20 protein-coding genes are annotated in these 22,835 nt (G+C 73.7%); 3 read left to right on the forward strand and 17 right to left on the reverse strand.

Translation table 11 applies throughout. The features are described 5' to 3' along the window. Nucleotides 1–362: 362 nt before the first annotated feature. The 6 genes from G9H71_RS02200 to dusB all read right to left on the reverse strand — a co-directional run bounded on the left by G9H71_RS02200 (nt 363) and on the right by dusB (nt 7,677). Nucleotides 363–1,604 (reverse strand): RNA polymerase sigma factor, encoded by a 1,242-nt coding sequence (locus G9H71_RS02200; protein ID WP_166278946.1) that lies wholly within the window; start codon nt 1,602–1,604, stop codon nt 363–365. Nucleotides 1,605–1,694: 90 nt separating this feature from the next. Then, nucleotides 1,695–3,548, reverse strand: a complete 1,854-nt coding sequence (gene dnaG, locus G9H71_RS02205) for a DNA primase (protein WP_166277111.1) — start codon at nt 3,546–3,548, stop codon at nt 1,695–1,697. Between the two features lie 135 nt (nt 3,549–3,683). Continuing rightward, nucleotides 3,684–4,211 (reverse strand): SixA phosphatase family protein, encoded by a 528-nt coding sequence (locus G9H71_RS02210; protein ID WP_166277114.1) that lies wholly within the window; start codon nt 4,209–4,211, stop codon nt 3,684–3,686. Between the two features lie 153 nt (nt 4,212–4,364). Then, nucleotides 4,365–5,603 (reverse strand): deoxyguanosinetriphosphate triphosphohydrolase, encoded by a 1,239-nt coding sequence (locus tag G9H71_RS02215; RefSeq protein WP_166277117.1) that lies wholly within the window; start codon nt 5,601–5,603, stop codon nt 4,365–4,367. Continuing rightward, nucleotides 5,604–6,218 (reverse strand): YdcF family protein, encoded by a 615-nt coding sequence (locus tag G9H71_RS02220; protein ID WP_166277120.1) that lies wholly within the window; start codon nt 6,216–6,218, stop codon nt 5,604–5,606. Between the two features lie 103 nt (nt 6,219–6,321). Next, nucleotides 6,322–7,677, reverse strand: coding sequence for a tRNA dihydrouridine synthase DusB (gene dusB / locus G9H71_RS02225; RefSeq protein ID WP_166277123.1), 1,356 nt, complete (start codon nt 7,675–7,677; stop codon nt 6,322–6,324). A gap of 348 nt (nt 7,678–8,025) precedes the next feature. On the opposite strand from dusB, the gene G9H71_RS02230 reads away from it, so the two are divergent. Beyond that, complete coding sequence (locus tag G9H71_RS02230) at nt 8,026–8,982, forward strand: type IV toxin-antitoxin system AbiEi family antitoxin (RefSeq protein WP_166277126.1); 957 nt, start codon at nt 8,026–8,028, stop codon at nt 8,980–8,982. A 301-nt stretch (nt 8,983–9,283) separates the two neighbouring features. On the opposite strand, the gene G9H71_RS02235 is transcribed toward G9H71_RS02230, so the two are convergent. Then, nucleotides 9,284–10,669, reverse strand: a complete 1,386-nt coding sequence (locus G9H71_RS02235) for a glycine--tRNA ligase (protein WP_166277129.1) — start codon at nt 10,667–10,669, stop codon at nt 9,284–9,286. A 45-nt stretch (nt 10,670–10,714) separates the two neighbouring features. Next, complete coding sequence (locus tag G9H71_RS02240) at nt 10,715–11,146, reverse strand: antibiotic biosynthesis monooxygenase family protein (RefSeq protein WP_166277133.1); 432 nt, start codon at nt 11,144–11,146, stop codon at nt 10,715–10,717. 288 nt (nt 11,147–11,434) lie between these two features. On the opposite strand from G9H71_RS02240, the gene G9H71_RS02245 reads away from it, so the two are divergent. Then, complete coding sequence (locus tag G9H71_RS02245; RefSeq protein ID WP_166277137.1) at nt 11,435–11,725, forward strand: DUF6703 family protein; 291 nt, start codon at nt 11,435–11,437, stop codon at nt 11,723–11,725. A gap of 76 nt (nt 11,726–11,801) precedes the next feature. Next, the gene (locus G9H71_RS02250; protein WP_166277140.1) at nt 11,802–12,212 is read left to right on the forward strand and encodes a Fur family transcriptional regulator; all 411 of its coding nucleotides are present in this window, start codon (nt 11,802–11,804) and stop codon (nt 12,210–12,212) included. A 105-nt stretch (nt 12,213–12,317) separates the two neighbouring features. Here G9H71_RS02250 and G9H71_RS02255 read toward each other — a convergent pair whose 3' ends face one another. The 9 genes from G9H71_RS02255 to ybeY all read right to left on the reverse strand — a co-directional run bounded on the left by G9H71_RS02255 (nt 12,318) and on the right by ybeY (nt 22,764). Continuing rightward, a complete protein-coding gene (locus G9H71_RS02255) occupies nt 12,318–13,616 on the reverse strand; it encodes a YibE/F family protein (RefSeq protein ID WP_331272688.1) in 1,299 nt (432 codons plus the stop codon). Further along, a complete protein-coding gene (locus G9H71_RS02260) occupies nt 13,603–14,508 on the reverse strand; it encodes an isoprenyl transferase (RefSeq protein WP_331272689.1) in 906 nt (301 codons plus the stop codon). The genes G9H71_RS02255 and G9H71_RS02260 overlap by 14 nt, the downstream gene beginning before the upstream one ends. Beyond that, nucleotides 14,505–15,236 (reverse strand): DNA repair protein RecO, encoded by a 732-nt coding sequence (gene recO / locus G9H71_RS02265; RefSeq protein WP_166277149.1) that lies wholly within the window; start codon nt 15,234–15,236, stop codon nt 14,505–14,507. Before recO ends, G9H71_RS02260 begins: the two co-directional genes overlap by 4 nt. Nucleotides 15,237–15,338: 102 nt before the next feature. After that, nucleotides 15,339–17,039, reverse strand: a complete 1,701-nt coding sequence (gene leuA / locus G9H71_RS02270) for a 2-isopropylmalate synthase (protein ID WP_166277152.1) — start codon at nt 17,037–17,039, stop codon at nt 15,339–15,341. Between the two features lie 339 nt (nt 17,040–17,378). Next, nucleotides 17,379–19,163, reverse strand: coding sequence for a S8 family serine peptidase (locus tag G9H71_RS02275; protein WP_166277155.1), 1,785 nt, complete (start codon nt 19,161–19,163; stop codon nt 17,379–17,381). A gap of 145 nt (nt 19,164–19,308) precedes the next feature. Further along, nucleotides 19,309–20,478, reverse strand: a complete 1,170-nt coding sequence (era, locus tag G9H71_RS02280; protein WP_166277158.1) for a GTPase Era — start codon at nt 20,476–20,478, stop codon at nt 19,309–19,311. Next, the gene (locus G9H71_RS02285) at nt 20,475–20,831 is read right to left on the reverse strand and encodes a cytidine/deoxycytidylate deaminase family protein (RefSeq protein ID WP_166277161.1); all 357 of its coding nucleotides are present in this window, start codon (nt 20,829–20,831) and stop codon (nt 20,475–20,477) included. The genes era and G9H71_RS02285 overlap by 4 nt, the downstream gene beginning before the upstream one ends. Continuing rightward, on the reverse strand, nt 20,828–22,294 hold the full coding sequence (locus G9H71_RS02290) for a hemolysin family protein (RefSeq protein WP_166277164.1): 1,467 nt from the start codon (nt 22,292–22,294) through the stop codon (nt 20,828–20,830). The genes G9H71_RS02285 and G9H71_RS02290 overlap by 4 nt, the downstream gene beginning before the upstream one ends. Then, on the reverse strand, nt 22,291–22,764 hold the full coding sequence (gene ybeY, locus G9H71_RS02295; protein WP_166278949.1) for an rRNA maturation RNase YbeY: 474 nt from the start codon (nt 22,762–22,764) through the stop codon (nt 22,291–22,293). Before ybeY ends, G9H71_RS02290 begins: the two co-directional genes overlap by 4 nt. Nucleotides 22,765–22,835 lie beyond the last annotated feature (71 nt).

Genomic DNA, 22,835 nt, shown 5'->3' on the forward strand with positions numbered 1-22,835 from the left:
CGCCCCCGGCAGGAGCCGGGGAAGCGCCTCCGGGCTTCAGGCCGTGCGGTGCTGGCGTCGGACGCGCACGAGCGCGCAGGCGGACCGGGCGTGCGCAGCGCACAGCGGTAGCACAAGGACCCCCCAACTCGCACGAGAGCGAGCACTCGAGCACGGCAGTCTTTGACGTGACGGCGCCGTCGCGGCAAGTTTCGCGGGCGCTGCAACAAACTAGGGTCCGTGCGGCCCCCGGTCAACGCCCTCAAGGTCACTTCTTGGCGTCGAAACAGATGATTGCCTTGGGCCGACAAAAGCGGCCCGCGGCCGTAGGAAAACCGCAGTCACAGCGTCTCCCGCCACGGCACGGGCGACGCCGAGCGGGCTCAGAGGTAGTCGCGCAGCTGCTGGGCGAAGGTGGGCTGGCGGAGCTTGGCGAGGGTCTTGGCCTCGATCTGCCGGACCCGCTCACGGGTGACGCCGAACCGCTGCCCCACCTCCTCCAGCGTGTGCACCTCACCGTCGTCGAGGCCGTAGCGCAGCCGCACGACCTGGCGCTCCCGCTCACCCAGGCAGGACAGGACGGCGTCCAGGTGGTCGTGCAGCAGCGAGGAGCAAACCGAGTCGACCGGGGTCACGGCCTCGACGTCCTCGATGAGGTCGCCGAGCTCGGAGCCGCCGTCCTCGCCCACCGCGAGGTGGAGCGAGACCGGCTCGACGGCGACGCGCAGTGCCTCGACCACCCGGACGACCGGCAGCTGAGCGCGCTCGGCCACCTCGTCGGGGGTGGGCTCCCGGCCGAGCTCCTGCAGCAGCGAGCGCTGGCTGCGCAGCACACGGTTGATGCTCTCGGCCATGTGCACGGGGACGCGGATGGTGCGCCCCTGGTCGGCCAGCGCGCGGCTGACCGCCTGCCGGATCCACCAGCTGGCGTAGGTGGAGAACTTGTAGCCGCGGGTGTAGTCGAACTTCTCCACCGCGCGGATCAGGCCGAGGTTGCCCTCCTGCACGAGGTCGAGCAGCGGCAGGCCGCGGCCGGCGTAGCGCTTGGCCACCGACACCACGAGACGCAGGTTCGCCGCGACCAGGTGCTCCTTGGCCCGCCGCCCCTCCCGGGCGAGCACGCCGAGGTCGTGGCGGAGCTGGGCGTCGTGGCGCAGCTCGGGGTCGTCGTCCCCCGTCTCGAGCCGCTCGGCCGCGAAGAGCCCGGCCTCGACCGAGCGGGCCAGGGACACCTCCTGCTCGGCGGTGAGCAGCGGGACGCGGCCGATCTCGCGCAGGTAGACGCGCACGAGGTCGGCACCGACGCCCGGCGCCTCCTCGTCGAGCGCGGGAACGGTGTCCTCGAGCTCCTCGACCACGTCGACCGCCGCCTCGGCCGCGGCGGCGAGGTCGGCGGCAGCAGGCTCCAGTCCAGGCTCGAGCCCGGGCTCGGCGCCCGGCCCGGGGTCGAGCGCCTCGAGCGGCTCGAGGGAGCCGGGAGCAGCAGAAGCGGCGGCAGAAGACGGCATGTCGTCGGCCGGCCGACGCGGAGCGACGAGGTCCGGGACGACCTCGAGCACGGGAGCATTGGGCCTCGCTGAACGGAACGTGCCGGCCCCCCGGGCATCGTCCCGTCGCACTGTCATGGGCACGGCTTCAGTGTGCTCCAGCTCACCGCGCTCAGCAGCCACTTCCCAGCATTGCCAAGGCTTCTTAGGACCGTCCGGGGGCGCCGGTCACCCCTCGCCGAGTGCCCGGTCACGGACGGTACGACGCTGGTTGTCGAGAGACATCAACTCCCGCTGCAGCGCGGACATCTCCTCCACGTCCTGCGACGGGTCCAGCCGGCGGATGCGGCCGAGCAGCTCGTCCATGTGCCGGCTGATCGCGGCCTCCTCGACCCGAGCGAGCACCTCGACGACGTAGCGCCGCTCCGCCCCGGGCGTTGCGGGCAGCGGCTCCACCGCGAGCGTGACGACCGCGGTGCGTACGTCGTCATCGGCCGCCGCCTCGCGCACGGCCCCCACCCAGGCCGGCCCGGGGACCGCCGCCCCGGCCCCGCCCGCAGCCCGCACCGCAGCGGCCACCGCCATGTGCATGGGGTGCGTGAAGACGGACTCCGGCAAAGCGTCGAACGTCGCGCCCACCACGTCGGGCATCTGCAGCGCGGCCTTGACCGCCTCGCGCTCGGCCACGAGGAAGGCCCTGCTGGCCGCTCGGGGCGCCGGCACCGCCTCCCGCGCCGCCGCCCGTCGCGCGTCGTTGACGCCGCCACGCGCCTGCGCGACCAGCTCGTTCGGGTCGTCCAGGCCGGTCATCACGGCCAACCGCCGGGCGTACTCCTGACGCAGCGAGGCGTCCCGGATCCGCTGCACGATGCCCATTCCGGAGCGGCGCGCGGCCGTGCGGCCCTCGGCGGTGTCCATGTCATAGCGCCCGACAGCCGAGCGCAGGGCGAACTCGAACAGCGGCACGCGGCTCGACACCAGCGCCCGCACGCCCTCGGGGCCACGCTGCAGGCGCAGGTCGCACGGGTCGAGGCCGTTCGGCTCGACCGCGACGAACGTCTGGGTCACGAAGCGCTCGTCGCCCTCGAACGCCTTGAGCGCGGCCTTGCGACCGGCCTCGTCCCCGTCGAAGGTGAAGACGACCTCGCCGCGGAACTCGTTCTCGTCCATGAGGTAGCGGCGCAGCGCCTTCGCATGCGCGTCCCCGAACGCCGTGCCGCAGGTCGCCACGGCCGTCTGCACCCCGGACAGGTGGCACGCCATCACGTCGGTGTAGCCCTCGACCACGACCGCCTGCAGGCTCTTGGCGATCTCGCGGCGCGCCAGGTCGATGCCGTAGAGCACCTGCGATTTCTTGTAGATCGGCGTCTCGGTCGTGTTGAGGTACTTCGCCTGGATCCGGTCGTCGTCGTGCAGCCGTCGGGCGCCGAACCCGATCACCGCCCCGGCGGAGTCGCGGATCGGCCAGATCAGCCGCCCGCGGAACCGGTCGTACGGCCCGCGCCCGCTGCGCCCCACCAGCCCGCCCTCGACGAGGTCGTCCTCGCGGAAGCCCCGGCCGCGCAGGTGGCGCAGCAGCGCCTCTCCCCCGGCCGGCGCGTACCCGACCCCGAACTGCTCGGCCGCGGCGCGGTCGAAGCCGCGCTCGGCGAGGAACCGACGCCCCACGATCGCCTCGGGGCCGGTGAGCTGCTCGACGTAGAACTCGGCCGCCGCCTTGTGCGCCTCGATGAGCCGTGTGCGCTGGCCGGCCAGCTGGGTGTCGAGGGCGCTGCCGTCCTCGTAGCGCAGCTCGATGCCGGCCCGGGGGGCGAGCCGCTCCACGGCCTCGGCGAACGAGAGCTGCTCGAGCTGGCGGAGGAAGTCGATCGCGTCGCCGCCGGCGTTGCAGCCGAAGCAGTGGAAGGTGCCCATGCTGGGCCGGACGTTGAACGACGGGGTCTTCTCGTCGTGGAAGGGGCAGAGCCCCTTCATCGCGTCGGCGCCGGCCCGGCGCAGCGTGACGTGCTCGCCCACGACGTCGGCGATGTTGACGCGCTCCTTGACGAGAGCCACGTCCTCGTCCCGGATCCGTCCCGCCACCAGCGGAGTGTACGCAGCGGCGGGGCCCGCGCCGCCGGGCGCGTCCCCAGCCCCGGCCGGTCTCCTCCCGCGTCGGCGGGGACAACGGCGACCAGCCGGCCCAGACGACGCCGACCGCTCCGGCGGGCCGCTCCGTCAGCCGACCGCCTGGCGGGGAGCAGGCTCCTCGGAGGCCACAGGATGGGGAACCGCGGACGCGACGACGCGCAGCGGCGGCAGGTAGTGCGCGGCGCGCCTGGCGCCCGCGTCCTCGATGACCCAGCTGGCGCCCTTGGGCGTGGTGGCCGGCTCCTTCGGCAGCGCGACGGCCCCGTTCTTGCGCCAGCGGCGCAGCAGCGCCGAGAGGGTCTCGCCGTGGGTGCAGCAGACGGCGCCCTGCAGGCCCAGGCCGGAGAGGAACGCGTCGACCGTCTCCGCGTCGGCGTCGCGGGCGAGCTCCGGGCGCTCCTCGACGTCCAGGCCGAGCTGGTCGGCGAGCGGGCCGAGGGTCTGCCTGCAGCGCCGCGCGGGGCTGGTCAGCAGCCGGGTGACCGGGAAGCCGCCGAGCACCTGCTCGAGGCCGTTGGCCTGCTCGCGCCCCTGGTCGCTGAGCGGGCGCTCGAGGTCGTCGAAGGGCCACAGCCGCTTGTCGCCTGCATGAGCGTGCCGGACGAGGATCAGCACGTGCTCCTCCTGACGACCAGGCGCCGCCCCGAAGACGGCCACCGCTGCGACACCGAAAAGCAATCGTTGCAACGTGCAGTGTTCATGTGGCTGCCACGGTAGCGGTCGGTCCCGCCGATCGCACACGGCCGGTCGGTGGTCGTGATCTTCGCCTCAGGAGGCCTGGTGCAGCGCCGCGTGCAGCGCCACCGCGGAGGAGTCCGTGAGCGACGCGACGGCGTCCACGACCGCGCGCAGCCGGGCGTCGGGTCCCGCCGCAGCCTCCCAGTCCTCCCGGTAGGGCTGCGGCAGCGCCTCCGGTGCCCCCTTCTGCAGGAGCCCGACCAGGTCCGCGACCACCTGCCGCTGCCGGGCCAGCTGCGGACGACGGCCCTCCCCCTGCATCACGAAGCACCAGGCCACCGCCTTGAGCACCGCCACCTCGTGGCGGAACGGGACCGGCACGACCAGGTCGGTGGCGTAGCGCGCGAGCGGGCCGTCCCCCGCGACCGCCCGCGTGGCCTGCTCCGCGGCAGCGCTGAACCGGCCGACCAGGCGGCTCGTCAGCCGCTTGAGCCCGGCCAGGGCGCGCCGGCCGCCGTCGTAGCCGTCGGGCCACTCGGGCAGGGCCAGCAGGCGGTCGAGCGCCTCCCGCAGCTCGTCCGCGCAGCTGCCCGGGGCGTACACCCGCTCGGCCGTCGCGAGCACCTGCTCCGCCGCCTCGGTCGAGCGCAGGGCACGCAGGTCGATCAGCCCCGCCTGCACGCCGTCCTCCACGTCGTGGACGGAGTAGGCGACGTCGTCCGCCCAGTCCATGACCTGCGCCTCGAGACAGCGCCGCCCCGCCGGCGCGCCGGCCCGCAGCCAGTCGAAGACCGGCCGATCGTCCGCGTAGACGCCGAACTTGCCCGGCGCGCCGTACGCCGCCGCCTCCTGCCGGGGCCACGGGTACTTCGTCGCGGCGTCCAGGCTCGCGCGCGTCAGGTTGAGCCCGACGCTGCGCCCCTCGGCGTCGAAGGCCTTGGCCTCCAGACGGGTGAGCAGCCGCAGCGTCTGCGCGTTGCCCTCGAAGCCGCCGACCGCGGACGCCTCCGCGTCCAGCGCCTGCTCGCCGTTGTGCCCGAACGGCGGGTGGCCCAGGTCATGAGCGAGGCACGCGGTCTCGACCACGTCCGGGTCGCAGCCCAGCGCGCGGCCCAGGTCGCGCCCCACCTGTGCGACCTCGAGCGAGTGGGTCAGCCGGTTGCGGACGAAGTCGTCCGTCCACGGCAGCACGACCTGCGTCTTCGCGCCCAGCCGGCGCAGCCCGCTCGCGTGCGTGACCCGCGCCCGGTCCCGCTCGAAGGGCGAACGCCCGGCGCGGGAGGGCGGCTCCTGCGCCCACCGCGCGCGGGCCGCCTCGTCGTAGCCCACTCACGGCCCCTTGCTCAGCAGCCTGCTGCCGCGCTCGCCGAGCAGCGAGTACGCGGCGTACGCGAGGGTCTCCCGGGCGACGTAGCGCGCCGACCGTGGCGTGCCGGTCGACGGGCCGGTACGCGTCGGCGAGGTGACCGCGTCCAGCCCGAGGTCGCGCGCCATCGCCCGGCTGCGCAGCTCGTGCCAGGGGTCGGTCACCAGCACGGCCGACCGCCACCCCTGGCGGCGCATCTCGGCGCTGACGGCCTCGAGGCTCTCGTAGGTGTCGGTGCCGGTGGGCACTGCGATGACGTCTCGCGCCGGAACGCCCTGCTCGATCAGCCACTCCTTGCCGGCCCGCGCCTCGGTCGACCGGTCGCCCGGCTGACCGCCGCCCACGGTCACGACGCGCGGCGCGGCCTTCTCGGCGTACAGCGCCTTGGCCTGCTCCAACCGCGCCTCGAGCACCGGCGCGGGGCTGCCGTTGCGCTGGCTCGCGCCGAGCACGACGATCGCGTCCGCCGGCCCGCGGTCGTCGATCCCCGCCACCTGGACCACGCGGATCGCGGTGACGGCGAGGTAGACGGCTCCGGCCAGGACGGCGAGCACGACGATACGTCGCAGCAGGCGCATGCGCCGGGCCCTCCTCGTCCGTCGGTGCTGGCTCGTGCCGGCCCGTGCCGGCTCGTGCCGGCCTCGGGTACCGGCGCAGAACGTACCCCGAGCCGGGGACGGTTCAGCCGCCCGAGACCGCCAGCTCCTCGTCGGCCTCCAGCGCCACGCACGCGGTGTCGGCGTCGTCCAGCCAGCCCTCGGGGAGGACGAGCCGCTTCTGCGGGCTGGTGCGCCCCCGCGGACGCCCGAGCTCTGCTTCAGGGAACGGCTGATCGGTGTCGAGCTGGCCGAGGAGGTCGTCCAGCTCGGCCAGGCTCGACACGAGCCCCAATTGCTGCCGCAGGGTGGAGCCGACGGCGAACCCCTTGAAGCTCCAGGCCATGAACTTGCGCAGCTCGCGAAGGCCGCGCTCCTCCCCCGTCCACGCGGTGAGCAGCTCGGCGTGCCGGCGGACCATCTCGGCCACGTCCTTCAGCCGCGGCAGCGCGGTGTGGGGCCGGCCGTCGAAGGCGGCGGCGAGGTCGGCGAACAGCCACGGGCGCCCCAGGCAGCCCCGGCCCACGACCACCCCGTCGCAGCCGGTCTGCTCGACCATCCGCACGGCGTCGGACGCCTCCCAGATGTCCCCGTTGCCGAGGACCGGGATGTCCACGGCCTCCTTGAGCCGCGCGATCGCGTCCCAGTCGGCCGTGCCCGAGTAGCCCTGGATCGCCGTGCGCGCGTGCAGCGCGATCGCGGCGCACCCCTCGTCCTGCGCGATGCGCCCGGCGTCGAGGTAGGTCAGCAGGTGGTCGTCGAGGCCCTTGCGGGTCTTCAGCGTGACCGGAGCGCCCTGCCCGCCCATGACCGCCGCCCTCAGCACGTCGCGCAGCAGGCCGCGCTTCCACGGCAGCGCCGCGCCGCCGCCCTTCTTCGTGATCTTCGGGACCGGGCAGCCGAAGTTCAGGTCCACGTGGTCGACGCCGTGCTCGTCGACCAGGATCCGGACGGCCTCGCCGACGTAGTAGGGGTCCACGCCGTACAGCTGCACGCTGCGCGGCACCTCGTCCGGGCCCGGCTTGAGCAGGTGCAGCGTCTCCCGGTCGCCCTCCACGAGCCCCCGGCTGGTGATCATCTCGCTGACGAACAGCCCCCGCCCGCCCGCGGCCTCCCGGCACAGCTGGCGGTACGGCGCGTTGGTGATCCCGGCCATGGGCGCGAGCACCACCGGCAGACCCACCTCGAGGCGTCCCAGCCGTAGCGGTGGGGCGACCGGGCGCGCCGGCGTCGGCTCCAGCTCGACGCGGCCCCGGGCTGCCTGCGGCTCGGCGCGGTCCCGGGCCGCCTGCGGCTCGGCGCAGTCCCGGGCCGCCTGCGGCTCGGCGCGGTCCCGGGCCGCCTGCGGCTCGGCGCAGTCCCGGGCCGCCTGCGGCTCGGCGCGGTCCCGGGCCGCCTGCGGCTCGGCGCGCGTCGGCGTGTCCGGGGCGTACGTGCTCATGTGTCCAGTGTGCCAAGGGCGTCGGCCGCAGGCCCTCCGCGCGCCCTACGGCCGACGCTACGCCCGCCCGCAGCCACGCCCGCCCGTGCCCGCCGGGCTCGGTCGTATGAATGTCGCCTTCTGCGAATAGGTTCGTCGCAGTGGCGCATTCATCGGAGCGCAACTTGCGACGATGTGGCATTCATCCGATCTGCGAGAGCGGGCGACGGTCATCTCGCGCCTCGCACCACTGAGCCGGCCACGAGGGCGCCCGGGCGCGTCGTCCACAGGACGGCAGCGGATGAGCATGAGTCCACAGTCGAGCGCGACGCCCCCTCGACCGGCGGCACGACCGTCCAAGCTGCGGTCATGCCACGTCCGAGCCAGCGAGTCGACACCGTGGCGCTCGATCTGTTGATCCAGCGCGACGACGGCGTCATGTCCCACGCGGAGCTGCAGGAGCTCGGTGTGCCGCTCTCGAGTGTCGGACACAAGTGCCGTCCGGGAGGGCCGTGGCAACGCGGCTTGCCGGGCATCGTGCTGGCGCACAACGGGCGGCTCACCCGGCGGCAGCAGCTGGTGGCAGCGCTCAAGTACGCCGGCCCCGACGCCGTGCTCACCGGCGCGACCGCCCTGGAGACGTACGGCGCCCGCTCCCGCGCCGCTGCTTCGGTCCACGTGCTGGTCCCGCAGACACAGCACCGGTCCTCGTCCGGCTTCGTCGTCGTCGAGCGCACCTGGCGGCTGCCCGTCGCCGTCCAGCAGGCACGGCTTCCCCTCGCACCGGTCGCCCGTGCCGTCATCGACGAGGCGCGGCGTACGAAGGGCCTCGATGACGTGCGAGCTCTCGTCGCGGAGAGCGTGCAACGGCTCCGGTGCGATCCCCTCGACCTGGCCCGTGAGCTCGCGGCCGGACAGCGGCGCGGGTCAGCCCTGGCCCGGATGGCGCTCGAGGAGGTGCTCGTCGGAGTGCGCTCGTCCGCGGAGGCCGACGCGCGCAGCGCACTGCTTGCCGGGGGCGTCCGGCTGCCCGAGTGGAACGTCGCGCTCTACGACGCGCACGGCGAGTTCCTCGGCGTCGTCGACGGCTGGTACGACGACGTGGCCGTCGCGCTCGAGATCGACTCGATGGAGTTCCACTTCACGGCCGCCGACTACAAGCGCACCCAGCGCCGGCAGGCGAAGCTGGCGTCCGCCGGGGCACTCGTCGTTCCGGTAGCACCCGGCGACGTCCGCCGCGATCGGGCTTCCTTCGCCCGGCTCGTGGGCGAGACCCTGGAACGAGCCGCCGGGAGGCCGCGCCCCGACATCCGCCGCGCTCCCTGAGCAGCGGGCACACCTCGACCCACCCACGCATTAGCGCGCCGTCGCACCTCCGCCGCCCGCGTTGGCAGAGTGCTGCACTCACTAGCCGGGATTGGCAGAATGCCGCACTCATGCCGCGCCCATCGGCAGAGCACCACACTCGCGCAGCCCACGATTGGCAGAATGCCGCACTCATACAACCCCGGTTTGGCAGAATGCCGCATTCACGCGATAGGTTCGCATGAATGCGGCATTCTGCCAAACGAGGCGCGCGCGGCCTTGGGGACCGGAGCGGGTGCGAGCCGGCGGGCCGGGCGGCGGGTCAGCAGCCCAGCAGGCGCCCGGCCAGCCAACCCTCGACCTGCGACAGCGACACGCGCTCCTGCGTCATCGTGTCGCGGTCCCGGACCGTCACGGCGTCGTCCTCGAGCGTGTCGAAGTCGACGGTCACGCAGAACGGCGTGCCGATCTCGTCCTGGCGGCGGTAGCGACGGCCGATGGCGCCGGCGTCGTCGAACTCGACGTTCCAGGACTTGCGCAGGGTCGCGGCGAGGTCGCGCGCCTTCGGCGAGAGGGCGGCGTTGCGCGAGAGCGGGAGCACGGCGACCTTGACCGGCGAGAGGCGCGGGTCGAGGCGAAGGACCGTGCGCTTCTCCAGGACACCCTTGGCGTTCGGCGCCTCGTCCTCGGCGTAGGCGTCGAGCAGGAACGCCAGCGTGGCGCGGGTGAGGCCGGCGGCGGGCTCGATGACGTACGGCACCCAGCGCTCGCCCTTGTCCGCGTCGAAGTACGACAGGTCGGTGCCGGAGTGCTTCGCGTGCGTCTTCAGGTCGAAGTCCGTGCGGTTGGCGATGCCCTCGAGCTCGGCGAACTCGGTGCCGCCGAATCGGAACTTGTACTCGATGTCCACGGTGCGCTTCGAGTAGTGGGAGAGCTTCTCCTTGGGGTGCTCGTAGAAGCGCATGTTCGACTCGGTGAGGCCGAGCCCGAGGTACCAGTTCCAGCGCTCCTGGAGCCAGTACTCGTGCCACTGCTCGTCCGTGCCCGGCTCGACGAAGAACTCCATCTCCATCTGCTCGAACTCGCGGGTGCGGAAGATGAAGTTGCCCGGCGTGATCTCGTTGCGGAACGACTTGCCGGTCTGGGCGATGCCGAAGGGCGGCTTGCGCCGGGCCGACTGCATGACGTTCATGAAGTTGACGAAGATGCCCTGCGCGGTCTCGGGCCGCAGGTAGTGCAGGCCCTCCTCGTCCTCGACCGGGCCGAGATACGTCTTCAGCAGGCCGTTGAACATGCGCGGCTCCGTGAACGCGCCCTTCGTGCCGCAGTTCGGGCAGTTGACGTCGGAGAGGCCCTTCTCCGGCAGCCTGCCGTGCTTGGCCTCGTACGCCTCCTCCAGCTGGTCCGAGCGGAACCGCTTGTGGCAGGCCTGGCACTCGGTCAGCGGGTCGACGAAGGCCTCGACGTGGCCCGAGGCGGTCCACACCTCGCGGGCGAGGATGACCGAGGAGTCCAGGCCGACGATGTCCTCGCGCTGCTGGACCATCGTGCGCCACCACTGCCGCCGGACGTTCTCCTTGAGCTCGACGCCGAGCGGCCCGTAGTCCCACGCCGAGCGGGTGCCCCCGTAGATCTCGCTGCTGGGGTAGACGAAACCCCGGCGCTTGGCGAGGCTGACGATGGTGTCGATCTTGGCGTCGGTGGCCACGGAGGTTCTCCATCCGGCTGGCGGTCGGCGGGCAGGCGGGACAGGCTACCGCTCGGCAGGGCCCTGCCCGAACACGCCGTCGCCCCGCGCAGGAGGCAGGTCGACGGCCACCCCCGGAGCGCTCGCCGACCCGATTCCGACGCTACCGGCGTCCGCCGCCAGCCGCGTCGTGCCCTCCGTCCCGCCGTCGTCGTCGTGGCTCAGCAGCACCTCGTAGGCCGTCGGCTCGTCGATCGCGGTGGCGAGCACCGGCACGGCGGAGACCTTCACCTCGTACGCCGACAGCGCCCGCCGGTAGGCACCCACCGACTCCCACTCGGTCGTCAGCGCCCACAGCGCGGGGTCGTCGGTCGCGCGGCCCACGGTGCCGCGCCGGAAGCCGGGCCGGGCGGCGAGGACGGCGAGGGCGGTGCGCGCCGAGTCGAGGAAGGCCGCCCCCTCCTCGGGAGGTACGCGGTGGCGCGTGACTGCGAGCATCCGCGCATCGTGCCGCACGGCGCGCGAGCCCGTCGTCCGTGACTGCGAGCATCCGCGCATCGTGCCGCGCGGGCGGGCGAGCCGCGGCCCCGTGAGCGGGTCGGATGCGGCACGATGCGGCAGATGCCGAAGAGACGTCCCGCCGGGCGGCGCCCGGCCCCCCGTCGGAACGCCGACGCGCGCGGGGCCGCGCGCACCGGTGCCCCCGCGCCCGCCCGTCGCCCACGACCGGCAGCACGCTCCGCCGCCAGTACCTCCGCCACGGGCACCTCCGCCACGGGTGGCGAGGTGACGGGCGGCCCGCTGCGCCGGGCCGTGAGCAAGCGCAGCGCCCAGCCGCTCGCCGCCGTGAGCCGTCTGCCGCGTGCCGTGCTGCCGGTCGTGCTCGGCGTGCTCCTGGTGTCCGGCCTGGCGTCGCCGCCGCTGCTGGGGATCCTCTGCCTGCTGCTCGTGCTGGCCTTCGTCGGCTGGCTCGGCTACCTCTCCTGGCCGCTGGCGACTGCGGGCGGCCGCGCGGGGCGGGTGGCGCTGGTGGTGCTGATGCTCGGTGCGATCGGGCTTCGCGTCGCAGAGCTGTGAGGGATATGGCGGAGCGGGCAGTCGGAATGCCGCCGGCGTCGGGCATGCTGAAGGGTCAGCAGAGAAGGGAAGCGACGTGAACGAGAGCACGACGGGGGCTCCCCGCCGCAGCACGCGGCAGCGCAGCGCGGTCTCCGCCGTCCTCGACGAGACCGACGAGTTCCGCAGCGCCCAGGACCTGCACGCCCTCCTGCGCGAGCGCGGCGAGGCCGTCGGGCTCACGACGGTCTACCGGACGCTGCAGGGGCTGGCCGAGGCCGGCGAGGTCGACGTGCTGCGCCGCGACGACGGCGAGGCGGTCTACCGCCGCTGCAGCACCGGCCACCACCACCACCTCGTCTGCCGCCACTGCGGTCGGACCGTCGAGGTCGAGGGGCCGTCCGTGGAGCGCTGGGCCGACTCGATCGCCGCGAAGAACGGCTTCGTCGACATCGCGCACACCGTCGAGATCTTCGGGACCTGCCCGGCCTGCGCGAAGGGCGCCTGAGCGCGGCGAGCCCTTGGTGCCCCGGTCGCGGCCGCGGCTCCGGGCGCACGAGCTGGCTGTGGGCGGTCGATCGGCGGCCGCGTGACGAGCGACCGCGAGCGGCGCTCAGCCGGCCGGTCGGCGCGCGGTGAGACGTACGACCAGCACTCCGAGCCCGGTCGTCAACGGCACGGCGAGCACCAGCCCGATCGCACCGACGAGCGAGCGCACCACCTCGGCGGCGACGTCCCCGCTCACCACGACCTGGCTCAGCGGCGCGGTGGACAGCTCGATGAGCAGCAGCACGGGGAGCGCGGCCCCGGCGTACGCGAAGACGATCGTGTAGACGGTCGACGCGATGTGGTCACGGCCGATCCGCATCGCCGAGCCGAAGAGCCGCCGGGCCGACAGCCCGGGCTGCAGTTCGTGCAGCTCCCACACGGCCGAGGCCTGCGTGATGGTCACGTCGTTGAGCACCCCGAGCCCGGCGAGGACCACGCCGCAGACGAGCAGCCCGGACAGGTCGATCTGGCCCGCGAGGGACACCAGGCTCGCGTCGCCCTCGGACCCGACCCCGGTCAGGTGCGCCGCCGCACCGGCCCAGGTCGCGAGCAGCGCGGTGAGCGCGACGCCGAAGAGCGTCCCCAGCAGCGCGGTCGTCGTGCGCACCGAGACCCCGTGGGCGAGGTAGAGCACCACGAGCAGGATCGCGGAGCTGCCGACGACGCCGACCAGCAACGGGTCGCGCCCGACGAGCAGCGCCGGAAGCATGAACTCCAGGACCGCGATGCCCGTGACGACGAGGCCGACGAGCGCGGCCAGCCCACGCAGCCGGGCGACGAGCACGACGAGCAGGGCGAAGCTGATCGCCAGCGCGGCCAGCGGCAGGCCGCGCACGAAGTCGAGGAAGAGCCACGTCTCCGGGGCGTCGGCGGACGCCGGCACGTGGGCGAGGCGTACGCGGTCCCCGGGCGAGACGCCCGACTGGACCACGTCGGGGGCGAGGTCGACCTCCACCCCGTCGCGTCCGGGCAGGGCCACCATGGCGTATGCGCAGGTGACCGCGGGCGCGTCGGGGGCCGCGGCCGCGTCGCCGGTGCTGGTGCAGTCGTAGGGGCGCACCGACGCGACGGTGCCGTCGACGAGCTGCAGGCCGTTCGCCGTGCCGAGCGCGGAGGGGGCCGTCGGGCGCTCACCGCGCGGCCAGAGCAGCACCAGGCCGACGACGGTCGCGATCGTCGCGACGGCCACCGCCGCGGCCAGGACGGCGCGGACGAGCGAGGCCTGCCGCGGGTCCGCGGGCTCGCGTCTGCGCCGGCCGCCGGGGCGGCCCACGTCGTGGGAGTGGCCGTGGCCGTGCGGTGTCATCGGGCGGCGGCCCGGCCGCGAGCCGGCGCCGGGCGGGCCGCCGTCAGGCAGGCGCACCGTCGGGCACGGCCTCGGGCGAGGCGTCGGGCGCCGTGCCGTTGGCGGCCGCGGCCCCGGCTGCCGCGGCGCCGGCCGTCGTGCCCTCGGCCTGGAGGTTCGGCTGGGCACCGCCGTAGCGACGGTCGCGCCGGGCGTACTCCTCGATCGCCTGCCACAGGTGCCGGCGGTCGAAGTCGGGCCAGAGCGTGTCGAGGAAGACCATCTCCGCGTAGGCCGACTGCCAGAGCAGGAAGTTCGACGTCCGCTGCTCGCCGCTGGAGCGCACGAACAGGTCGACGTCGGGCATCTGCGGGTCGTAGAGGTAGCGCGCGAAGAGCTTCTCGTCGACCTTGCGCGGGTCGAGCCGGCCCGCCGCGACGTCCTCGGCGAGGGCACGCGCGGCGTCGCCGATCTCGGCCCGGCCGCCGTAGTTGACGCACATCGTCAGCGTCAGCACGTCGTTGTCGCGGGTCTGCTCCTGCGCCACCTCCAGCTCGGAGATGACGCTCTTCCACAGCCGCGGCCGGCGCCCCGCCCAGCGCACCCGAACGCCCATGGCGTCCATCTCGTCACGCCGGGCGCGCAGCACGTCCCGGCTGTAGCTCATGAGGAACTTGACCTCGTCGGGCGAGCGCCGCCAGTTCTCGGTCGAGAAGGCGTAGGCGGAGACGTTCTTGACGCCGATCTCGATCGCGCCGCACACGACGTCGAAGAGGCTCGCCTCCCCCACCTCGTGGCCCTTGGTCCGCGGCAGGCCGCGCTGCTTGGCCCAGCGCCCGTTGCCGTCCATGACGACGGCGACGTGCTGCGGGACCAGCTCGGCCGGCACGCTCGGCGGTCGGGCGCCCGACGGGTGCGGCGGCGGGGGCTCGGGGGTGCGCCGGGCGCGCCGGGACGCGCGCGGGCTCACACGCGCTCCACGAGCCGCAGCGAGCGCAGGCCGCGCTCGAGATGCCAATTGAGGTACGCCGCCACCAGCCCGTGCCCTTCCCGGCGGGCGCGATCCTCGCTCGCGTCCGCGCTCGCCCAGTCCCCCGTCAGCAGCGCCCCGAGCAGGGCCAGCGTCGCCGGCGCGGGGGCCGCCGAGCCGACGGGTCGGCAGTCGGGGCAGACCGAGCCGCCGGCGGCCACCGCGAACGCGCCGTGCGGGCCCGCCAGCCCGCAGCCCGTGCAGGCGTCGAAGCTCGGCGCGTAGCCCGCGACCGCGAGCGAGCGGACGAGGAACGCGTCGAGGATCAGCCCCGGGTCGTGCTCGGCCGCCGCCAGCGAGCGCAGCGCCCCGACGAGCAGCAGGTAGTGCTGCACGGCGGGCTCGCGCTCGGCGTCGGTCAGCCGCTCGACGGCCTCGAGCATCGCGGTCCCTGCGGTGTAGCGCGCGTAGTCACCGCCGAGCACCGCGGCGAACGGGGTGATCGTCTCGGCCTGCGTGACGATGTCCAGCGAGCGCCCGGTGTGCAGCTGCAGGTCGACGTGCATGAAGGGCTCGAGCCGCCCGCCGAACTTCGACGACGTGCGGCGGACCCCCTTGGCCACGGCCCGGATCCGGCCGGTCTCACGGGTCAGCAGCGTGACGATCCGGTCGGCTTCCCCGAGCTTCTGGGTGCGCAGCACGACACCCTCGTCCCGGTAGAGGCCCACACTCCCCATGCTGCCACGCCCTGCCGACCGCCCGGGCGCCGCCGTGCCGACGACGCCCGGGCAAGATCGCGCAGGAGTGGGCTCAGCGCCGGCTCAGCGGCGTCAGCGCGGGGTCGTCGCCCGGTTGACGGCCGACACGAGCGCCCGCAGCGACGCCGTCACGATGTTCGCGTCGATGCCGACACCCCACAGCACCCGGTCGCCGACGGCGCATTCGAGGTACGCCGCGGCCCGCGCGTCGCCACCGGCCGAGAGCGCGTGCTCGGCGTAGTCCAGGACCCGGATGTCGATGCCCACGGTGGACAGAGCCTGCGTGAACGCCGCGATCGGGCCGTTGCCGATGCCCTCGAGCTCGACCTCGTTGCCGTCGAGCCGGACGCTCGCCCGCAGCGAGTCGCGCTCGCCCTCCGCCGCCGAGGTGTGGTGGCCGAGCAGGCTCAGCCGGCCCCACGGCGCCGCGGGGTTCGGGAGGTACTCGTCCTGGAAGATGTCCCAGATCTTGGCCGGCGCGACCTCGCCGCCCTCGGCGTCGGTGTGGCGCTGGACGACCTGGCTGAACTCCATCTGCAGCCGGCGCGGCAGGTCGAGCGAGTGCTCGGACTTCATGATGTAGGCCACGCCGCCCTTGCCGGACTGGGAGTTCAGCCGGATGACCGCCTCGTAGCTGCGGCCGACGTCCTTCGGGTCGATGGGCAGGTAGGGCACCTCCCAGCGGAACTGCCCGACCGGGACGCCCGCCGCGGCCGCGTCGCGCTCCATCGCCGCGAGGCCCTTGTTGATCGCGTCCTGGTGCGAGCCGCTGAACGCCGTGAAGACCAGGTCGCCGCCGTACGGGTGGCGCTCGCCCACCGGCAGCTGGTTGCAGTACTCGACGGTGCGGCGGATCTCGTCGATGTTCGAGAAGTCGATCATGGGGTCGACGCCCTGGGAGAAGAGGTTCATTCCCAGCGTCACCAGGCAGACGTTGCCCGTGCGCTCGCCGTTGCCGAACAGCGTCCCCTCGATGCGGTCCGCGCCGGCCAGATAGCCGAGCTCGGCGGCGGCCACGCCCGTCCCACGGTCGTTGTGCGGGTGCAGGGAGAGCGTCACGCTGTCGCGGTAGGCCAGCCGACGGTGCATCCACTCGATGGAGTCGGCATAGACGTTGGGCGTCGCCATCTCGACCGTGGCCGGCAGGTTGATGATGGTCTTGCGGTCCGGCGTCGGCGCCAGGACGTCGTTCACCGCGTCACACACCCGAAGGGCGAACTCGAGTTCGGTGCCGGTGTAGGACTCCGGGGAGTACTCGAAGTAGACGTCGGTGCCGGTGAGGTTCTCGGCGTACTTGCGGCACAGCTGCGCGCCCATCGTCGCGATCGAGCAGATGCCCTCGAGGTCGGCGTTGAACACGACCCGCCGCTGCAGGGCGGAGGTGGAGTTGTAGAAGTGGACGACGGCCTGGTCCGCACCGCGGATGGCCTCGAACGTCCGCTCGATGAGGTGCTCACGGCACTGGGTCAGCACCTGGATGACGACGTCGTCCGGGACGAGGTCCTCCTCGATCAGCTCCCGGACGAAGTCGAAGTCGGTCTGGCTGGCCGACGGGAAGCCGACCTCGATCTCCTTGTAGCCCATCGACACCAGCAGCTCGAACATCTTGCGCTTGCGAGCCGGGCTCATCGGGTCGATCAGCGCCTGGTTGCCGTCGCGCAGGTCGACCGAGCACCACTGCGGCGCCTCGGTGATCGTCCTCGACGGCCAGGTGCGGTCCTCCAGCTCGATCGGCTGGAAGCTCGAATAGGCCGAATACCGGGAGTACGGCATCGGCGAAGGCTGCTGTTGATTCCTCACGGGTCCCTCGTCTCGCTCCGGAACGGGCGGCCGGGCATGCGCGGCTCCGCGACGAGGGGCCGGCCTGTCAGAGGGCCTCGTCGCGGCGGCTAAGGAGGAGGTCTCCACGGAGGAGGGTGCGCGCCATGCCCCCTACGGTAGGCCACGCCTCGTCCGGTCTGCCACTCGCCCACCGCCCTCCGGACGGAGGCCGCACCGGTCCAGCCGCGGGCACGGGTCGACGCGGGCCTGGCCGACCTGGTTTCGTGCCCCGGTACGACGACGGCCCGGCCCCCACGAGGGGACCGGGCCGGGGCGCCAGGGCGGGGAGGGCTAGCGCGTGGTGCGCACCCGGACGACCCCGCTGCGGGCGGCGGGGGCGCCGCTGGCGCCGGCGAAGCGCCACTGGAACTCAGTGGGCACGCGCACGGCGGTGCGCAGCTGGGCGACGCCGCGCTCGTCGGTGACGACGGGCTTGCCGCACGACCAGCGGGAGGTGCCGACCGGGCGCTGGCACGGCGTCACGCGCCGCGCCGCGCGCGGGGCCCAGGTGACCCCGTCGACGAGCCGGGCGGTCAGGACCGCTGTGCGGCCGGCCCGGACCGGGGACGTGCCCGAGGCGAGCAGGGCGCTCCAGGGCCGCAGGCCGCGGTAGGCGCTCGCGATGCCTCCGCTGACGGTGCGCCCGGCCAGGGCGGCCACCGGCTTGCGACCGGCGACGATGCGCTGCACGACGCTCGCTGCCGGCAGCTTGCCCTTGCTCAGGAGCAGCGCGGCCTCGCCGGTCACGTGGGGGGCGGCCATGGAGGTGCCGTCCTCGTAGATGTAGGCCTGGTCGTAGTTGCCGCCGGACAGCACGCCCGGAGCTGTGCTCCAGATGGACACGCCGGGAGCACCGATGTCGACGCTGCGCCGCCCGTAGTTCGAGAACGACGCGAGCCGGCCGCGGTTGTCGACGGCGGCGACCGTGATGACGTTCGAGGCCGTCGAGGCGGCCGGGTAGGGCACCGCGACGTCACGGGCACCGGCGGCCTGCGCGCGGAGCGCGGCGTCGATGTCGACCCGCATGAGGTTGCCGTCCTCGTCGACGACGCCGTTGCCGGCGGCCGCGACGATGACCATGCCGTACTCGCGGCCGAGGGCGGTCATGATGGAGTCGAGCTCGGCCCGGTCGCGAGTGGTGGTCGCCTCGATCTCCCAGCTGGCGTTGACGACCTTCGCGCCGTGGCGGGCGGCGTACATCAGCGCCTCGAGGATCTCGTTGGAGCCGCAGACGTCGCCGTTGACCTTGGTGCCGATCGCCTTGAGCGGCATCACGGTGACGCCGGGGGCCACCCCGGTCACGCCGACGCCGTCGTTCGACGCGGCGATCGTGCCGGCGACGTGCGTGCCGTGCAGGTCGTTGAGCTCGCGAACGCCCCCGGACTCGTAGTACTCGTCGGCGTCGTAGACGGTCGCGTCGTCGTGGCAGAAGTCCCAGCCGTTGACGTCACCGCGGTAGGCACCGGACGTCGCGGGCTTGGGGTTGACCCAGATGCTCGGCGCGATGTCAGGGTGGGTGATGTCGACCCCGGTGTCGATGACCGCGACGACGGTGGACCTCGTGCCCGTCGTGGTCTGCCACGCCTCGGGCGCGTCCACGTCGACGTTGAACGTCCCCTTCACCGACCCCTGCTGCTCCAGCCCCGGCACCGACTGGGCGTCGTTGCGCAGGCCCCAGAGCCGCCCGGAGCCGAGGTAGTCCGGCGGGGCGTCGCGCTTCACGCGAAGGTCCGGGACCGCGAACCGCACGCCCGGCTGGGACCGGAGCTCCGCCGCCACCGCCGACGCCGACGCGCCCGCGGGCACCGGGACGACCTCGGTGGTGGAGCCCGCGCCGGAGGCGGTGGTGCCCGCGGCGGCCGAGACCGAGGCACGCGCCACGGCCCGGTCGGCCGGCGTCGCGGCGTCGTCGTACCAGACGAAGACGCTGCCACCCGTGGCGCTGGCCGCGGAACGCCCGTCCGCCGCGCCCGCGGAGCTGGCCGCCACCGTGACCGCGGGGACGGTGAGGCCTGCTGCGACGAGGGCCACGGCGGTCGAGGCGGCCGCGCGCGCGACGGGACGTGGGAGAGGCATGCAGCGCTCCTGACCGAGATCGAAGGAGGCGACGCCGGCGGACGCCACCTCAAAGCGCAAGTCTTCCAGACCCGGCGGGGGAAGTGCGGACAGCGCCGCGCGAAGCTCGCGAAAAAGGACGCGCCTCACATCCCGCGGGGGGCGGTCAGAACCCCAGGCGGGACAGCTGGCGCGGGTCGCGCTGCCAGTCCTTCGCGACCTTGACCCGGACGTCGAGGTAGACGGGAGCGCCGAAGAGCGCCTCGATCTGGGCCCGGGCCGCCGCGCCGACGTCGCGCAGCCGGGTCCCACGGGTGCCGATGACGATCGCCTTCTGGCTGGGCCGCTCGACGTAGAGCGTGGCCATGATGTCGATCAGCGGCCGGTCCTCAGGCCGGCCTTCCCGGTAGGACATCTCCTCCACGACCACGGCGATGGAGTGCGGGAGCTCGTCCCGGACCCCCTCGAGCGCGGCCTCGCGGACGAGCTCGGCGACCATGACCTGCTCGGGCTCGTCGGTCAGCTCGCCCTCGGGGTAGAACGGCGGGCCCTCGGGCAGCAGGCCCGTGAGCAGGTCCGCGAGGAGCGCGACCTGCTCGCCGGCCACGGCTGAGACGGGCACGACGTGCGCCCACTCGATGCCCGTCTCCTCACCGAGGCGCATGACCGCCAGCAGCTGCTCGGCGATGCGCTCCTTCGGTGCCCGGTCGGTCTTGGTCACGATGGCGACCTTGGGAGTACGCCGGACCTTGGCCAGCTCGCCGGCGATCCAGCGGTCGCCAGGGCCGATCCGCTCGTCGGCCGGCAGGCAGAAGCCGACCACGTCGACCTCGGCGAGCGTCGTCATCACGACGTCGTTGAGCCGCTCGCCCAGCAGGGTCCGCGGCCGGTGCAGGCCGGGCGTGTCCACGAGCACGAGCTGCGCGTCCGGCCGGTGCACGATCCCGCGGATCGCGTGGCGCGTCGTCTGCGGGCGGCTGGAGGTGATCGCCACCTTCTCACCGACGAGGGCGTTGGTCAGGGTGGACTTGCCGGCGTTGGGACGGCCGACGAAGCAGGCGAACCCGGACCGGTGGCCCGGCCGTCCGCCGGAGGCGGAGCCGGATGAGCGGGCACTCCCGGAGGCGGAGCCGGACGTGGCACCACCGGCTGCGGTGGCGGCGGCTGCGGCATCGTCGTCGTCCGCATCGACGTCCTCGGCGCCCGCGTCCTCGTCGAGGTCGTCGTCGTCAAGGTCCTCGTCGAGGCTCTCGTCGACGTCCTCGGGGTCGTACGCGGTGGGGTCGTACGCCCCGGGGTCGAACGTCGCGGGGTCGTAGGGCGGGCGCTCGCTCACGCGCCCACGCCGGCCTGCGACGTCCTCTGCACGACGCCGTCGGGCGTCGCGACATGGACGGGGGTGGCGACGCCGCCGAGGTCACGCACGGCGGCGAGGTCGTCGTCCGCCACCACGTCCGCCTCGGTCACGACGACCGCGGCCTCCAGCGTGCGGGCGCCGCTGGCGTACGCCTGCGCGACGGCCGCCTGCAGCGCGCTCAGCGCGAGGGACGGCAGCTCGACGGTGGTGGCGGAGTACGTGCGGCCGTCGCCGTCGCGTACGGCCGCGCCCTCCAGGGCGGAGAGGCGGGCCCGGGCGGACCGGGCGAGGGTCACCAGCTTGGCGTCCTCGGCGGACGTGTCGGGGGTCATGCCTGCACCTGCTCGTGCTCGGATCGGGAGTCGGTTCGGGTGCTCGCGGGAGGGGTCTGTGCGAGGGGGGCCTCCGCGAGGGGTACGCGACCCTCCTCCCCGGTGTCGGCCCCGCTCGGCGTGCGGCGCCCGCGCTCCTCGACAGCGGGAGGCTCCGCCGCAGCTGCGCGCTCGTCGCGCTCGTTCTGCGGGGTGTCGCGGACGCCGGGGTCGACCAGCACGGTCGCGACCCGGTTGCGCCGGCCCGCCAGCCCCTCGGCCGTCAACGTGATGCCCTCGACCTCGACCTCGGCCCCGGGGATCGGCACGCGGCCGAGCATCTTGGCGAGCAGCCCGCCGACGGTGTCGACGTCCTCGTCCTCCAGCTCGGCCCCGACCAGCTCCCCGAGCTCGGCCAGGTGGAGCCGGGCGCTGACGCGCAGCCGCCCCTCGGCGAGGTGCTCGACCTCGGGCCGGCCGCGGTCGTACTCGTCGCTGATGTCGCCGACGATCTCCTCGAGGATGTCCTCGATCGTGACCAGGCCCGCCGTGCCGCCGTACTCGTCGATGACGACCGCGATGTGGTTGCGGTCGGCCTGCATCTCTCGCAGCAGGGAGTCCACCGGCTTGCTCTCGGGCACGAACGCCGCCGGGCGCATGACGGACTCGACCCGCTCGGTCGACTCGCCGCGGTGGTAGTCGTGCGTCCGCTTGGCCAGGTCCTTGAGGTAGACCACGCCCACCACGTCGTCCAGCCCCTCCCCGATCACCGGGATCCGGGAGAAGCCGCTGCGCAGCGCGAGCGAGAGCGCCTGGCGCAGCGTCTTGCCGCGCTCGATGAAGACCATGTCGGTCCGGGGGACCATGATCTCGCGCACGATGGTGTCGCCGAGCTCGAAGACCGAGTGGATCATCTGCCGCTCGTCGGCCTCGATGACCGAGTTCTCCTGGGCGAGGTCGACGAGGTCGCGCAGCTCCGCCTCGGAGGCGAACGGGCCGTCGGCGAAGCCCTTGCCCGGGGTGATGGCGTTGCCCAGCAGGATCAGCAGCGAGGTGAGCGGCGAGAGCACGCGCGCGACGGCGCGGGTGGGGCCGGCCGAGAGCAGGGCGACGGCGTCGGCGTGCTGGCGGCCGAGCGTGCGCGGGCTGACACCTACCACGACGTAGGACACGACGAGCATGGCCCCGCCGGCAAGGGCGAGCGCCTGGACCGTGGTGTCCAGCGCGGAGACGCAGACGTAGGTCACGAGCACCGCGGAGAGGACCTCCCCCGCGCCGCGCAGGAACGTGAGCACGTTGAGGTAGCGGGCCGGGTCGGCCTCCACCGCCTGCAGCGAGGCGGCGCCGCGGCGCGACTCGCGGACGATCTCCTCGACGCGGATACGGCTGACGCGCGAGAGCGCGGACTCGGCCATCGCGATGACCGAGGCGGTCACCACGAGGACCGCTGCGAGGATGAGCAGCCAGAGCTCGCCGGAGGTCACAGCCGCCCTCCGGTGCGCCGGCGCTGCTCCTGCCAGGCGGTCAGCAGCTGGCGCTGCAGGCCGAACATCTCCCGCTCCTCGTCGGGCTCGGCGTGGTCGTAGCCGAGCAGGTGCAGGATCCCGTGCGTCAGCAGCAGGTGCAGCTCGTCCTCGGTCGAGTGCCCGGCCTGGCGGGCCTGCTTCTCCGCGACGACGGGGCACAGCACCACGTCGCCGAGCAGCCCGGGCTCGGGCTCCTCGTCGTCGCGGGTCGGGCGCAGCTCGTCCATCGGGAAGGACAGCACGTCGGTCGGGCCGGGCTCGTCCATCCACTGGACGTGCAGCCGCTCCATCGTGTCGACGTCGACGAGCAGGATCGACAGCTCGGCGAGCGGGTGGATGCCCATCGCGTCGAGGACGGTGCGCGCCAGCGCGACGAGCGCCTCCTCGTCGGCGGGGACGCCGGACTCGTTGTTGACGTCGATCGCCATGCTCGGGTCCGCGCCCTCGTCCCTGTCCTCGTCGTCGCTGTCCGGGTCGTCGCTGTCCGGGTCGTCGCTGT

The organism is Motilibacter deserti, from assembly GCF_011250635.1.
Taxonomy (GTDB): domain Bacteria; phylum Actinomycetota; class Actinomycetes; order Motilibacterales; family Motilibacteraceae; genus Motilibacter_A; species Motilibacter_A deserti.

What these genes read in the sequence shown, in the direction of transcription:
- G9H71_RS02285 (WP_166277161.1), bottom strand. Translation starts at nt 20,831, where the DNA reads ATGACCCCCGACACGTCCGCCGAGGACGCCAAGCTGGTGACCCTCGCC.
- leuA (WP_166277152.1), bottom strand. Translation starts at nt 17,039, where the DNA reads ATGCCGTACTCCCGGTATTCGGCCTATTCGAGCTTCCAGCCGATCGAG.
- G9H71_RS02200 (WP_166278946.1), bottom strand. Translation starts at nt 1,604, where the DNA reads ATGACAGTGCGACGGGACGATGCCCGGGGGGCCGGCACGTTCCGTTCA.
- G9H71_RS02275 (WP_166277155.1), bottom strand. Translation starts at nt 19,163, where the DNA reads ATGCCTCTCCCACGTCCCGTCGCGCGCGCGGCCGCCTCGACCGCCGTG.
- dusB (WP_166277123.1), bottom strand. Translation starts at nt 7,677, where the DNA reads ATGAGCACGTACGCCCCGGACACGCCGACGCGCGCCGAGCCGCAGGCG.
- G9H71_RS02240 (WP_166277133.1), bottom strand. Translation starts at nt 11,146, where the DNA reads ATGCTCGCAGTCACGCGCCACCGCGTACCTCCCGAGGAGGGGGCGGCC.
- G9H71_RS02230 (WP_166277126.1), top strand. Translation starts at nt 8,026, where the DNA reads ATGCCACGTCCGAGCCAGCGAGTCGACACCGTGGCGCTCGATCTGTTG.
- G9H71_RS02220 (WP_166277120.1), bottom strand. Translation starts at nt 6,218, where the DNA reads ATGCGCCTGCTGCGACGTATCGTCGTGCTCGCCGTCCTGGCCGGAGCC.
- ybeY (WP_166278949.1), bottom strand. Translation starts at nt 22,764, where the DNA reads ATGGCGATCGACGTCAACAACGAGTCCGGCGTCCCCGCCGACGAGGAG.